Raw genomic sequence first — 13,569 nt, 5'->3', positions numbered from 1 at the left:
ACCAAAGGCCGTTCCTTGGGAGCTGAATCGAGGTTAATATGGAATTCAGGCAAGCAAGCCGCCCCAAAAGCTAGGAATCGCAGCGATGACGAATCAGTTGGAGACCTTTCCGAATCAATTCCCCGATCGGGATTATGAGATCGAGATCACTTGTCCCGAGTTCACAGCCGTCTGCCCGAAAACAGGCCAGCCCGATTTCGGAGCTATTATTATAACATATATCGCAGCTGCATCTTGCATAGAGTTGAAGTCGCTCAAGATGTATCTGGGCGATTTCAGAAATCGAGGGATCTTCTACGAACATTCGATCAATACGATCCTCGATGATCTGGTTTCTGCTTGCCAACCCGTTCGAATGACCGTCGTCGGACAGTTCACACCACGCGGTGGGATCTCCTCCAAGATTACAGCCAGGTACGGAGCCTCGGATGACCGCGTCAGTCGTTAAGTCTGGGATGCCGATCCTGACTCTGACGACGGATTTCGGAAACGCGGGTCCGTATGTGGCCGCGATGAAGGGAGTTATCCTCCAATTGGTCCCCGAGACCATCATCGTGGACGTCAGTCACGAGATCCGGCCCCAGGACATCTCTGAAGGATCATTCGTACTGGCCGCGATCTCCCCCTACTATCCGGCTGGAACGGTTCATCTGGTCGTGATCGACCCCGGCGTTGGAACGAACCGAAGGTTGTTAGTCGTCGAGATCGATGATCAACGATTCGTCCTTCCGGACAACGGCTTGATCGAAGTTGTCCTTGCGGGAAGAGATCCGTCAGGCGCCTGGGAGATTCGGAATTCCGGGCCTAGGGGCAGGGTCGTTTCGGACACTTTTCATGGCAGAGATATTCTCGCCCCCGCCGCGGCTCATCTCCTTCGAGGAGGGGATCCTGGAGAACTCGGACCTCCCTTGAAGACTCTTTTCCTACCCGATCGCTCCCGAGTGATCGAACTGGGAGATGGGTTCCGTGGTGAAGTCGTCTTTACCGATCATTTCGGCAATCTGATCACCAACCTGACGCGCGAACATCTTTGTGCCGGTCCGGATCGGGATTGGACGATCGAGATTGACGGCCATACGATCGAAGGGCTGGTTCGAGTTTACGCCGACCGATCGCCCGGTACGCTCGTGGGCCTGATCGGTAGTAATGATCGGCTTGAAGTCGCGGTCGTGAATGGCAATGCTGCTCGGTTCCTGAATGCGAGCCGCGGAATCGAGGTTCGCCTCCGCCGGAATCCGGAGATCACTTCTTGAACGCCTCCCGGCTCCAGCAGCTTCGCGAATGGGATCAGGCCCACCTTTGGCATCCCTTCACCGCATTGGCCGACTGGGCTCGGTCCGACCCGCTCATCATCGAACGCGGCGAGGGAATCTATCTATTTGACGCCGAGGGAAATCGCTATCTCGACGGTGTCAGTTCGCTCTGGTGCAACGTTCATGGGCACCGCCACCCATCGCTCGACCAGGCCCTCCGAGATCAAATCGATCAGGTCTCCCATTCGACCTTGCTTGGCGTTTCGAATCCTCCTGCCATTGAACTTGCCCGAGAACTCGTCCGGAGAGCGCCTGAGGGTCTGACTCGGGTGTTTTACTCTGACGACGGGGCGACCGCAGTCGAGGTCGCGCTCAAGATGGCCTTCCAGTATTGGCGTCAGAAGCCCAATCCCGAGCCCTCGAGGACGCGATTTGTCGCACTGACAAATGCTTATCATGGCGATACTTTGGGTGATGTCAGCGTCGGTGGGGTGGAGCGGTTCCACGCTATGTTCGGTCCGCTGCTGTTCCCGGTCCTCCGTGCCTCATCACCCCATTGCTATCGGTGTCCTCTGGGACTCGAGCGCCCTGACTGTGCCACGGCATGCCTGGGTGAGGTCGAGCGGATCTTGAAGGATCATCCTAGCGAGGTTGCCGCAATTGTCGTGGAACCGCTGGTCCAGGGGGCTGCCGGGATGATCGTCCAGCCTCCCGGTTATCTGAGGGGTCTTCGGGAATTGAGCCGACAATATGGGACGCTCCTGATCGCCGACGAGGTGGCGGTCGGCTTCGGTCGGACCGGATCAATGTTCGCGTGCGAGGATGAAGGCGTGTCTCCCGACTTTCTCTGCCTGGCGAAGGGATTGACCGGCGGATATATGCCATTGGCCGCCACGATGACGACGGAGGAAATTTACGCGGCCTTTTACGGGACCTCGTCCGAAGGGAAGACGTTCTATCACGGGCACACTTACGCGGGAAATCCCCTCGGCACGGCGGTCGCCCTGGCAAATTTCAAGGTTTTCGACGAAGAGCGCACGCTGGAAAAGCTCGGACCTAAGATCGAGAGGTTTACTTACAGATTGGCCGAGGTCGCATCACTCCCGCATGTGGGGGACGTTCGACAGAAGGGGCTTATCGCCGGCATCGAACTCGTGGCTAACACCACAACCCGAAGCCCGTTCCCCTGGGACCATCAGGTCGGGTCCAAGGTCTGTCGGAGAGCCAGAGAACTAGGCCTCCTACTTCGCCCGCTCGGTGATGTGATCGTGGTGATGCCGCCTCTCGCAATTGAACTGGATGAGATCGACTCCTTGATCGACGCTGTGAGCGAAAGCATCATTCACGTCGTCGGCCAGCTCGAGGAGATCCGATGACTCGCCCTGGTCTTTTCGTGGTTGGGACCGATACCGGTGTCGGCAAGACGTTCGTTTCCTCCGCGATCGCGCGAACCTGGACGATGGCGGGACACCGGGTGGGTGTCCTCAAGCCATTAAGTTCCGGCGCCGAAGTGATCGACGGCGAACTATGCTCACCCGATGCTGCCCAGTTGATCGAAGCTGTTGGAGGCGGTGTCCCCCATCATCGAGTGGCACCTATTATTTTTGAGGAACCTCTGGCTCCGAACGTTGCTGCGAGGCTCCGGGGGATTTCCCTCCATCGTGGGGAAATCGAACGTCTCGTCTTCGACGCGATTAACTGGTGGGAAGCCCAGGCAGAGGTCATGGTCGTGGAGGGGGTCGGAGGGTTCCTTTGTCCGATCGCCGAGGGGATGACCGTCGCCGATCTTGCCGTGATGCTCGACTATCCCGTGCTAATCGTCGCCCATCGAGGGCTCGGCACATTGAATCACACCCTCTTGACGGTCGAGGCTGCTTCGAGTCGATCGCTCCGAATTGCCGGGGTGATACTCAATGGGACGAAACCTCCCACCGATCCGATGGCCGAGGCGACGAATGCCGTCGAGCTTTCTCGATGGCTCGGTCGGATAGCCATACTCGCCGACTGGGAGTATCGTCCTGGGTCCGTCACACACCAGGTCGCACCAGAAGCGGGCAATTGGTACGATTTAACTAGGCCGAGTCGTCGTCCCTGAATCCATCCTTTTCTCTTGAATCCGACCGAACCACTCTCATGGGCTAGTCCGCGGTCCTGTCGAAGAGGTCTTCATGACTTCAGAGAGAATTTGCCCTCATTGCGGGGCTCCCATGCCGACCATGAGCGATCCCTCGAAGATCTCCATCCGGTCGGAAGGTGCCCCAGAGCTGAAGGATGAGATAGAAGTCACTCCGGTCGAGCTTCTAGCATCCGGCAGTCACGACGATAACTTTCTCGCCAATCCTGCGGGGCTCATGACTGAGCCCGACCCAATTCTGGGATCATTCGTCACGCCAGCTTCGAGCGAACTGCCCAAGATCGTCATCTCGAATTCGCGACCTTCAGCGACCTTCGCCGCCTTGAATTTGGGCGAACTCGTCCAGACTTCACCCGTATCGAGCTTGGGGGAAGAACCGGAGGAAGACCATACTGAGCGGAGGCCCTCCTGGCGGTGGGTCCTCCTCTCCTCTTATGCGAGTGCCATTACTCTGGCGCTGATTTGGATGATCTGGGGCCATTCGGGAAATCGCGATGATACCGGACGGGTCGCGGAGTCGGGCGGTGTTACACGAGGGCGTCAGGTTGACCTTTCCCGGAAGATTGACCCGGTGGAGCCGATCATTGCCGAGCATGAGATCGACTTGAATCAATCACTCGTCGTCGGATCTCTGGAGGTTACTCCGCTGGAGGTTAGACGCGAGGGAGTCTGGCTCCAGAAGACCAGCCCTGGCAGTGAAGGCGAGGTGCGCGAAGGTGGAGATAATGCATGGGTACTCCGGCTGAGACTCCGGAATCTCACCGAGAATGAGGAATTTGCTCCCCTCGACCAGGCCTTCCTGCGTGAGCAGGAAAAGACTCAAGTTGATTCGTATCTTCAAGCGGGCAATGGGCAACGAATTTATCCCTACCCGCTGGCCATCGAGAGCGAATGGTCCATCTTCGGGCAAGACTTCTCCGCGCTGCGTCCTCATGAGTCGAGGGTCGTTTCGATCGTCTCGGCTCCTGATGCCCCGGAAGGTGAGTCGGGTTCGTTCCGTTGGAGAGTTCGACTCAGGACTGGCATTAACCGGACCGATGTGATTGCCATTCGCCTGACGGACTCGTCATCCGAAGGGTTTCAATGACGAGTTGATCCGACCAAGATTCACTGATCGAGATTCCGACGAGCGGTCTTATCCTCGATTGCTCTAAGGAACTGGATCCCCCATTGCTCCCAGTGGTCGATAGGCCCCGGCTCCTCGCCCGCGAATTTGACCCGGTCGCTGATCTCGAAGAGTTCGACCAATCGATCCGCAGGTTCGACTCCGAAACGTTCGACAAGCGTGGGTTCCCCTGCCAGTTCTTCGGTAGTCATCGACCCCCAGGCTGGACCGTTTGACTCGACGAGCGCCGAGCGAACCATCCCGGAAATGTCAATCAGTCGATCTCTTGGCGATCGAATCATCCCGATGGAATGCGATGAGGCGGCGACACTCCCCGTGAAATCGGGCTTCCGATTAAGGCGTCTCAATCGTTGCCGGGCCATGATTCCGACAGCCAGAATCGTCAGGATGAGAAGAACCAGCACCACCGCGAGCCTCGGCGGCTCGGACCAAGGTTCAGGGCCGAGGTTGGGACGGGGCGGGACGAACCCACGGGACGATAAGAGTGAATCGTCGAGATCACTCAAGGGCTACCTCGTCGTCGAGCCCGCCCGGCGAAGAATCGGATCAGAGGACCAATCGGATCTTCCGTGGTCGAAATGTCCAGTCCGGCCACTCCCGAGCTTGCACACCATTTGCGGAAGTTCAGTGACCGCTCCTCGGCAACGCGTGCATACTGGTCACGAACTTTTCGGGATTTGAAATCAATCAATCGGTCCGTCCCGAGTTCGGCATCAACGAGATCGAGCAGGCCCGAGGGCGGTAGCGCCTGTTCGCGAGGTTCGATCAAACGGACGGCGACCACGTCGTTTTTTTGAGAGAGGGTCTTCCAGGCCGCATGGGAATCGACCGTTAGAAAGTCGCTCAGAATGACCACCAGGGCTCGACGGCGCGAGTGAGCCAGTCCCCTAAGGCCGACGGTGAGCGAGGTTCGCCTCGACCTCGATGGAGTGGCAACCAGAGCCCGAACCAGTCGAGCCAGATGTTTAATGCCTCCCGAAGGTAAGAGTTCCGCCTCGACTCGATCGCTCACCAGGGCCAGACCCGCTCGATCTCCCGACTGAATTGCGGCCGTTGCCAGGAGCGCCGCCGATTGCACGGCCCGGTCCGCCTTGGTCCGACCTTCCGGTCCGAACCGGAGACTGGCCGAGATGTCGACGATCAGCCAGACCGTCAACGCTCGCTCCTCGACGAATCGACGGACGTAGGGCCGACCTTGCCTGGCGGTCACATTCCAGTCGAGATGTCTGACATCATCGCCCGGCTCGTAGGGTCGAAGCTCTGCGAAGGCCAGTCCAGAACCGGGTCGAGCCCCGAGATAGGCGCCGGCGAGGTCGGCGACGGCTCCTCGACGGACCCGAAATCTCAATCGTCGAGCCTTTCGGACGACCGCCGAAGCATCGACCTTGGAGGGATCGGCCGGCTCGACAATCGATTTATGAGTGCCCCAAAGTCGAGAATAGTTCATGTCGAAAATCGCCCGTCAGAGGTCAATCATCGACCATTTTTCGTTCGCGATAATATCCGGAGTAGCCTCCGAGCCCTTGGCGGAATCGCTCGACAAACGAATTCGGACTTCCCATCTCCTCGTCTCGTCGGACTTGATGTACCAGTGTGGGACAACTGAAGAGCTTTGGTAGACCCCTTCAAAGCCGCCTTCGCTCTGGCTAACCGTTTCGATCGGAAAACACCAGAGATCGGCGGGCTCGGTCCAGCGAAGCCCGACGACGAGATCCAGCCATTCGTCCGTCATCGAGATTCCCTCGACTTTCGAGAGATCGAGCCGTGAGTCGAGCATCCCGAGTCGGCGACCATCATTATCGCAATAATAACGATCGGGGGCGCGGCCGGCCATTGATGCCAGATTTATCTCGACCGCGAAGTGAATCGTGACATCCTCGGGGAGTTCTTCGAGGACGTAGGCGGCTTCCAGTATCCCGCTATTCGCTTCGAGTGAGATGGTTTTGCGTATGCGGATGGAATGGCCATAAGCCACTCCGGGACGCTCCATGATCAGGGCAACCTGATGCGCGTTCCGATGGATCCGAGAAAGATAGGTACCAGTCGCAAAGTCTCCTCGCTCGACATCCCGGCAAGTTTTCAGGTCGAGCAAGGTGGCTTCGACCGGCAGGAAATGATCTACCAGAGCCTTCCGAGGCTGGCGGTCGTAGACAAGCAGGTGTTCGAGACCTTCCTGCTTCAGGACCACTTTTTCCTGGATGCTTGGAGGGCCAAGAAATTCTCCGCCACCCGATCCCGACGATGCGGCGATCGCGGCATGATAAGCCTCCGGCCTTCGGTCGAGGGTGGACAGGATGTTAACCAAGGGTTGGCGAAGGTCCAGTTCGTAGAGATGGCCGCCGAAGGCGGGACGAACGAACGCGATCACCCGATCGTTCTCAAGTCGAATCTCCTGGCGGGCATCCAGGTTGTAGTCGCCCGCGTCGATCGAGACCCTGGGCCCGCGTCGACCTTCCGACTCGTCGAGGGCATTATGGGCCCCGATAAGGTGACGATAAACTGCATTTCGGAGGTGCGGTAGATACAGCCCGCCGAAGGCTCCATGCCAGTAAGAACAGTTGCACTGGGCCCGGTAAAGCTCTTGCCGGGCGATCTCCAGATAATCGGGGTCGGCCGAGTTGGAACTGGTTAGAGTGGCCAACCGGTCGGAGATTCCGAGCATCCGGGCGTACATCTCGTCGCTTTCGGTGTACTTCGCCTTGAAGTTTCGCCAGTTGCCGCCGGCTCGGACGAACGGGCGCAATCGATCAGCCGAGTGGTGGTCGGCGTTCGAACGGACGGCTTCCTGAAAAGCAACGAGGCGGTCGGACGGGAGGACCCATTCCGTCATCTCGCGATAAGAAGAGTCGGGCAGATACACCTTGCCCATAGGCAGGGTTGAGTCGACGGCCCGGGAAAAGGTGGTCGGCTCGATCCAGTCGCGGTTTCCTTCGATCATGTCGCAGAATCGTCGAAGCCATCCATTCCGATAAACGTGGTCGTAAGTTTCGGGCCAGGCCCCGAATTTCTCGCCGTCGTCGGCGAAGACCATCACCGAATTTGGCTGATTCGCGGCGATCTCCTTGAGATATTCATAGGTGATGTGCGGTTCCTGGAATGGAATCAAATACCGGAGCCGCTCAGAGATCGGGAATACCTTCAGGAGCCGTCCTTCCTCCTCGGTCAGGAAATACCCGCGCATCTTGCATTCATCGATGCCGGCCCGGCTGAAGTGAAAGTCATCGAGGACGGTATACTCGACCCCCGATTCCACCAAGGCCGAGACCAAATGCTGTTCCCAGACCCGCTCGGCAATCCATGCCCCTCGAGGCTTCACCCCGAGCACATCCTGGATGTAGGCGTCGAATTCTCGGATCTGACCAACCCGGTCGCGGTGCGGGATCATGGTCAAGATCGGCTCGAAGAACGCACCGCCAAGGACCTCGACCCGTCCTGACTCGGCCATCGCCCGGACCCGAGCGATGTATTCGGGCCGATGTTCGACGAGCCACTCCAGGAGCGGCCCCGAGGTGTGGAGGACGAACGGAATCCCCGGGTAGTCCTCCATCACATCGAGGAAAGGCAAGTAGCTTTCTCGATACGAGGCCTCGAAAACGGAGTCGAAGTTTCCGACCGGTTGGTGATCGTGGAGGGCAAGGATCAGGCGAACACCAGCCATGGGAGATTCCTCGAGAACTTTCCGCAGACATCGGAGTGGAAGGACTACCGGCGGATTGAGGCCTAGAAACAGGCCGAACTCAACGCTCGCTCAGACTTCGCGAAGGAAGCCTGCGGCATCCTCCGGCGGCATGGGATTGATGTAGAAGCCCGATCCCCATTCGAAGCCGGCTACCTTGGTCAATCTAGGAATGATCTCGATATGCCAGTGATAATGCGGCAGTTCTTGATGATCAAAAGGTGCCGTATGGATGATGTAATTGTAAGGCGGATTATCCAGGGCTTTTTCCAACTTCGTCAGGACCTGCCGGAGCGTCCCGCCGAGGTCGTCCAGGCTGTTCTTGGGTATATTTTCGTAATGGCTCGAATGGGCCTTGGGGACGATCCAGGTCTCGAATGGGAACCGGCTAGCATAGGGGCAGAATGCCGTGAAATGGGGCGTGTCCAGGACAATCCGCGACTCGGTGGCAAGTTCCTGATGGATGATGTCACAGAAGATGCATCGACCGCGGTAATTGTAAAATTCCAGACCTCCGGTCATCTCCTCCCAGACCAGGATGGGGACCGTGGGGGTCACGATGAGCTGACTATGCGAGTGCTCCAGGCTTGCCCCGGCCGCCGGCCCGACGTTCTTGAAGAGCATCCCGTGGACCAGGCGGTTATCCTTCTTCAGGTCCACCAGGCGGTCGCGATAGACCCAGAGGATCTCCCTGATGGTCTCCTCGCTCAAAGTTGCCATGCTGACATGATGCTGCGGGCTTTCGATGATGACCTCGTGGGCGCCAACCCCGACCATCTTGTCGTAGATTCCCTCGCCTCGCTTGTTCAGGCTTCCCTCGATCATGAGGGCGGGGTATTTGTTGGGGACGACGCGGACCCTCCAGCCCGGCCCGTTGGGTCGAGATCCTCGTTCGCGGTAGGCGATGATTTCGGGGGGAGTTTGTTCCTCGTGTCCCTCGCAAAACGGACAATTGCCCTCGACGAGTGCTTGTTCCTGATGGTGGAAGTCGTGAGGACGCTTGGCCCGCTCGGACGCGATGATCACCCATCGGCCGACGATCGGGTCTTTGCGGAGTTCGGGCATCGCGAGATCCTCGAAGGCAGCAGGCTGAAGTGATCGATCGGACGTGACGAGCGGAGTCGGCTCGGGACATTTCGGCCAGGGACCGAAAAGATCCTATCACTTTCGAACGGGAGTCGCACCTTCGAACGCGAAAGGCCCGCCCCGAAAAAGTGGGGCGGGCCCGAGAACTCATCGACGTCTCGATGAGCCGCTTTGTCAGTTGGCGAGCGCTTCCTCGTAGGCCTCAGCCTGCCCGGTCGAGATTGACTGGAGCTTGCGGATCGCTTCCCCATAAGCCTGGCAGACCTGATCGGCGTCCCAGTCGACCATCCGGCCCGGGAAATCCTGCAACTTGGCCCAGCTATTGAGGTATTTCAGAAGGCCGACCTCGTGCCGTTGTTCCTGATCCTTCGTCCAGGCGAATAGGGCCCGACCCGATCGGGGAACCGACCCATTTTTCGTCGATGCTCGCTGAGGCGTGGCGGCTTCGTGACTCGGTTCGGGGGTGGGGGCAGGGGGTTCGGGAGCGATAGGCTCTTTCGAGGTTGATTCACGATCCCGGACGAACGCCGGGACGCCGTCGCGATAGAGATAGCGACCGACACCAAACTTCACCGCGGCCCTCTTAAATGCGTCGGAGAAGCCGCTCTTCTCGTCGTCTCCCGAATCAGGCATCCCGGCATAGCCTCCAGCGTCGGCCTTGGTCAGCATGGTCCCATCGGGAAGTCGAACAGTCAGGCGGCAGAGGACCGAATGTTCACCCGGAACATATTCGTCCCACCAGTTCTCGGGCCCGAGGATGGAATCGAGTCGATTCATCGCGGTCCGGGCGGTGATGTAGGCCAGTTGACGTCCGGCTTGCGATCGGACGCGAACTTCCTGAGGGTCGAACGGGGCGGCGAGGGCGGCGAACAGGTCGGGATACTGGGTCATTGTGAAATCCCCCCCGTCGGCGAATTCGATCGGTCAATCGAGAGTCGCCGGCGGTCGTTGTTTGAGCCAGTGAGTCGAGGCGACCGGGTGCCCATCGCACGAACCCGTTCAAGATCCGCACCCGCCGGAACATCCCAAAACAAAGAACCACCGACTTGACCAGGTCTTTACGACAGGGTCGAGCCGATGGTTCAATGGTAACGATTATCGCGGATGTAGTCAAGCGTACACTGAAAAGAATTTCAGGTACACCGGATCATGTGGCCGCGATACTGAAGTCGTATCGGCCCCAGACGATCACGAGAAGCAGGATTGCGAGGATCATCGAGCCGAGGGCCACGCCCAGTAGAGCAACGAAAACATCGCTCTTGGGCGAGGTCACAAAGACACCGGGGCGGCCACCGGGGCGGGTGGTCGAACGGGCCGGGGTGGCATTACCGCGTGTTGAAGAGCGTGCTCGAGACAATGTCGTTCTCCTGAACCTTCTTCCCGTTGACCGTGTTGCCGATGACCTCGGCGACCGCCTTGTCGGGATAAACGGAGACGATTTTGACCTTGCCGATGTACTCGGCCCGTGGCTGGATTCGGAAGACGTACAACTCCTGGCCGGGCGCGAGCCCGTCGTCCGAACCGATCGAGATTTCCATCGACCGACCGGTGGAGTTCAGCTCCATCACCTTCCCCTCGACCATGGGTGGGACGAGGTTGGGATCGAGCTTGTCGATGTTTTCCATCGAGATGTTTTTCACGCGGAGGAAGGCGTTCACCCGGCCCGCATAATCCTTGAGAGACTTGGCGTTCGATTCGGCCGTGGCCTTCTCACGCTCCAGGATTCGAATCCGGTCCGTCAGTTCGATGTTCTGAGCATTGAACTCGTTAGCCTGATTCTGGGCCTTGGTCAGAGTTTCGGTCAGGACGTCGATCTGTCCTTTCCGGGCGGTCGCATCGGTCAGAGCGAGTTTGGCATTGGTCTGGGCGGTCTCCAGCGAGGCCTGGGCCAATTTCATCTCGGTCTGGGCGTCGGTGACTTGTTTTTCGAGATCGGCGACGAGCGTTTCTCGTTGCTTGATCGCCGAGGCATGCTCGTCCTGAGCGGCCTTGAGCTTACCTTCGGCGTCGGTCACCTTCGTCTGGGCGTCCCTGAGCTGGCCCTGAATTTTTGAGATTTCAGCCGTCTGCTTCGAGCTCCGGTCTTTCCAATTGGTCGCGGTCGTGAAGACCACGGTGGAAACACCGAGGAACACGAGCGAGAAGGCCATGATGAGAATCACGAGGATCTTGCCGACGAACGTCATGGTCCCATCCCACCATTCAGAGTAAGACGGTCCGCCATCGCGTCCCTCGACGACAGGAGTCGGGCGAAGGGAAGGTGTTCGGGCCGTTCGGGTCCGGGAGAAGTGAAGTCTTCGATGCGGGCGGCGAGCGCCACGTCTCAACGTATCCTAAAAGAATAACGTCCGGGAACGCGACCGGGCAAGACGCTCGACATTTGGCCGTGGATCAACCACGACCGGTCGTCGCGCGAGATACCCTCGCCTGACTTGCCGTAAACTTACACCACGACCGGCCACACGACAAGGAAGGGGAATTGGCGAAAATGGGAAATATTTCTTCGCAGGTCAGACTGACCGCGTTTCCGCCAACTATCACCGGGTGGAGTCGGGTCGATCTCGGCGAGAAAAGGTGCCCAGCATCATGAATCCGATCGTGCAGGCCAGGCAGGATTGACCCAACCAATCGCCCCAGGTCGAGTAGAGGGAGGTCCGGTCGTCTAGGGGTGCCACCTCGGTCAGGACCCCTTCTTTCAACTTGCCGAGCGAGGCGATGATCCGACCATTACCGTCCACCATCGCAGAGACGCCCGTGTTGACCGCCCGGGCCAGGGGTACTCGGTTCTCGATACAGCGGAACGTGCTGACGGCCAGGTGCATTTCATGCTCGGAGGTCTGGTGGAACCATCCATCGTTCGAGAGGTTGACGAGGAGGTCTGGTTGGCGAGCGTCCGGGGCCTCGGCGAAGAATCGACGGACCACCTGGGGGACTGTATCCTCGAAGCAGATCGCCGTCGCGAGCCGGTAAGGGCCGAGCTCGAACCACTCCGGGTTCTTGCCGAAATCGAGGAATCGGAGCCGAGTCCCTCGGTAGGGTGTCAGGCGTAAGAGCCACGGAAACTGTTCTACCAGAGGCACATACTCGCCGAAGGGGACGAGGTGCAATTTACGATAGGTCTGGAGTTGCTTCTCATGTTGCAGGAGCAGGGCGGAATTGTACCGTGAATACCCCTCGTGTCCGATGTCGTGCAGCGACGCCCCCACGATCATAGGAATTCTGAGCGAATCCATCAGGCTGATAAAATAAGCGGAAATCCGGTCCCGACTCATTTTGAGGTCGGCTCCGATCTCTTCCGGATCGTACTTCTTGACGTGCTCATCAAGAGTCTTTTCGTCGAGGGTCGGGTCGATCATCACGAAGCGGTAGGGGAAGGAGGTCTCGGGCCAGATGATCAGGTCGGGTCGAGGATCCGAACTCGAAGCTCGACCTACCAGCGACTCGTAGAGGGCCTGAAGCTTCGCGGACGATTTCTTCTGATCCGAATTGTATTCCTGGATCTCGTTCGATTGGAGGAGCGCGACCCTGGGCCCCGGGCGAAAACGGGACGTGCTAATCCTGAAATATCCGTAGCCGAGCGTACCGCCGAGACTGATCAGGACGACCAGGAATCTCGCTTTCTGATCGATCGGGAGCCGACGCCACCACCAACCGGTCGCCTTGGCGCGGAAAATCGGGCGTGTCAGTAGGTCGACCCAGAATGCGTTGATCATGGCGATCAAGAAACTCAGTCCAAGCGACCCCGAGAAGTCGGCGATCTGAGTGATATAGACGAAGCGATACTGGCTATGCGCCAGGTAATACCAGGGAAAACCGGTGAGGGCATAGGCTCGGATGTATTCGAGGGCTACCCATATGACCGGTGCCGCGATCATGATCGGGAGTTTGAGCCGCTTCCTCGTATAACGGGCCAGGAAAAGAAAACCAGGCCACCACAATGACAGAAACAGGGCCATCACGATCCACCCGAGCCAGGCTGTGGGATCGGTCGCCCAGATCCAGTGGATGGCCAGCAGCCAGAACGCCAACCCTCCCATCCAGGACGCCAGATAAAGCGACCAGTTTGTCCGTTTGCTTTCCACCAGGAGGAACAGCGGGGCCAGCGCAAACCAGGCAGCCCAACTCCATTCCGCCGGGGGGAACGAGAGCCAGAGCAAGCCTCCCGAGATCAGCCCAAGTACGACCGGATGCGGCAAAGGTGAGGTTGGAACACTTCCCGCCTGGGAACTATGAGGATCGCCCGCCGCCACAGCCTGGATTGTCATGTCGATCCTCGTCCGCAGGCCGGAAACGC

Annotated in this window: 10 protein-coding genes and 2 pseudogenes; 6 read left to right on the top strand and 6 right to left on the bottom strand. The window is 58.7% G+C overall.

Going from position 1 to position 13,569, the window contains the following annotated elements; genetic code table 11:
* The first annotated feature begins 85 nt into the window (after nucleotides 1-85).
* The 6 genes and pseudogenes from queF to P12x_RS20780 all read left to right on the top strand — a co-directional run bounded on the left by queF (nucleotide 86) and on the right by P12x_RS20780 (nucleotide 4,474).
* On the top strand, nucleotides 86-448 hold the full coding sequence (gene queF, locus P12x_RS20805; RefSeq protein WP_435006653.1) for a preQ(1) synthase: 363 nt from the start codon (nucleotides 86-88) through the stop codon (nucleotides 446-448).
* A pseudogene (locus P12x_RS20800) lies at nucleotides 429-890 on the top strand (SAM-dependent chlorinase/fluorinase); the annotation flags it as partial. The gene queF and the pseudogene P12x_RS20800, both read left to right, overlap by 20 nt.
* Nucleotides 891-941: 51 nt before the next feature.
* Nucleotides 942-1,253: an SAM hydroxide adenosyltransferase gene (locus P12x_RS20795; protein ID WP_435011703.1), complete on the top strand. Its 312-nt coding sequence runs from the start codon at nucleotides 942-944 to the stop codon at nucleotides 1,251-1,253.
* Complete coding sequence (gene bioA, locus P12x_RS20790) at nucleotides 1,250-2,629, top strand: adenosylmethionine--8-amino-7-oxononanoate transaminase (protein ID WP_435006651.1); 1,380 nt, start codon at nucleotides 1,250-1,252, stop codon at nucleotides 2,627-2,629. Before P12x_RS20795 ends, bioA begins: the two co-directional genes overlap by 4 nt.
* Nucleotides 2,626-3,348, top strand: a complete 723-nt coding sequence (gene bioD / locus P12x_RS20785) for a dethiobiotin synthase (protein WP_435006650.1) — start codon at nucleotides 2,626-2,628, stop codon at nucleotides 3,346-3,348. Before bioA ends, bioD begins: the two co-directional genes overlap by 4 nt.
* Before the next feature lie 112 nt (nucleotides 3,349-3,460).
* Nucleotides 3,461-4,474 (top strand): hypothetical protein, encoded by a 1,014-nt coding sequence (locus P12x_RS20780; RefSeq protein ID WP_435006648.1) that lies wholly within the window; start codon nucleotides 3,461-3,463, stop codon nucleotides 4,472-4,474.
* Between the two features lie 541 nt (nucleotides 4,475-5,015).
* Here P12x_RS20780 and P12x_RS20775 read toward each other — a convergent pair.
* The 6 genes and pseudogenes from P12x_RS20775 to lnt form a co-directional block, all read right to left on the bottom strand.
* Nucleotides 5,016-5,960: a DUF58 domain-containing protein gene (locus P12x_RS20775; protein ID WP_435006646.1), complete on the bottom strand. Its 945-nt coding sequence runs from the start codon at nucleotides 5,958-5,960 to the stop codon at nucleotides 5,016-5,018.
* A 15-nt stretch (nucleotides 5,961-5,975) separates the two neighbouring features.
* Complete coding sequence (locus P12x_RS20770) at nucleotides 5,976-8,171, bottom strand: alpha-amylase/4-alpha-glucanotransferase domain-containing protein (protein WP_435006645.1); 2,196 nt, start codon at nucleotides 8,169-8,171, stop codon at nucleotides 5,976-5,978.
* A gap of 90 nt (nucleotides 8,172-8,261) precedes the next feature.
* Nucleotides 8,262-9,257 (bottom strand): annotated as a pseudogene (galT, locus tag P12x_RS20765) (galactose-1-phosphate uridylyltransferase); the annotation flags it as partial.
* A 192-nt stretch (nucleotides 9,258-9,449) separates the two neighbouring features.
* Nucleotides 9,450-10,166, bottom strand: coding sequence for a Rad52/Rad22 family DNA repair protein (locus tag P12x_RS20760; protein WP_435006643.1), 717 nt, complete (start codon nucleotides 10,164-10,166; stop codon nucleotides 9,450-9,452).
* 434 nt (nucleotides 10,167-10,600) lie between these two features.
* A complete protein-coding gene (locus P12x_RS20755; RefSeq protein ID WP_435006642.1) occupies nucleotides 10,601-11,461 on the bottom strand; it encodes a hypothetical protein in 861 nt (286 codons plus the stop codon).
* Between the two features lie 351 nt (nucleotides 11,462-11,812).
* A complete protein-coding gene (gene lnt, locus P12x_RS20750; protein ID WP_435006641.1) occupies nucleotides 11,813-13,540 on the bottom strand; it encodes an apolipoprotein N-acyltransferase in 1,728 nt (575 codons plus the stop codon).
* Between the last annotated feature and the right edge of the window lie 29 nt (nucleotides 13,541-13,569).

The organism is Tundrisphaera lichenicola, assembly GCF_051175385.1.
Classification (GTDB): domain Bacteria; phylum Planctomycetota; class Planctomycetia; order Isosphaerales; family Isosphaeraceae; genus Tundrisphaera; species Tundrisphaera lichenicola.
The sequence above is the reverse complement of the archived record's forward strand: the minus strand, read 5'-3'. Positions and strand labels throughout refer to the sequence as shown.

What these genes read in the sequence shown, in the direction of transcription:
- queF (WP_435006653.1), top strand. Translation starts at nt 86, where the DNA reads ATGACGAATCAGTTGGAGACCTTTCCGAATCAATTCCCCGATCGGGAT.
- bioD (WP_435006650.1), top strand. Translation starts at nt 2,626, where the DNA reads ATGACTCGCCCTGGTCTTTTCGTGGTTGGGACCGATACCGGTGTCGGC.
- P12x_RS20780 (WP_435006648.1), top strand. Translation starts at nt 3,461, where the DNA reads ATGCCGACCATGAGCGATCCCTCGAAGATCTCCATCCGGTCGGAAGGT.
- P12x_RS20775 (WP_435006646.1), bottom strand. Translation starts at nt 5,960, where the DNA reads ATGAACTATTCTCGACTTTGGGGCACTCATAAATCGATTGTCGAGCCG.
- P12x_RS20770 (WP_435006645.1), bottom strand. Translation starts at nt 8,171, where the DNA reads ATGGCTGGTGTTCGCCTGATCCTTGCCCTCCACGATCACCAACCGGTC.
- P12x_RS20760 (WP_435006643.1), bottom strand. Translation starts at nt 10,166, where the DNA reads ATGACCCAGTATCCCGACCTGTTCGCCGCCCTCGCCGCCCCGTTCGAC.
- P12x_RS20755 (WP_435006642.1), bottom strand. Translation starts at nt 11,461, where the DNA reads ATGACGTTCGTCGGCAAGATCCTCGTGATTCTCATCATGGCCTTCTCG.
- lnt (WP_435006641.1), bottom strand. Translation starts at nt 13,540, where the DNA reads ATGACAATCCAGGCTGTGGCGGCGGGCGATCCTCATAGTTCCCAGGCG.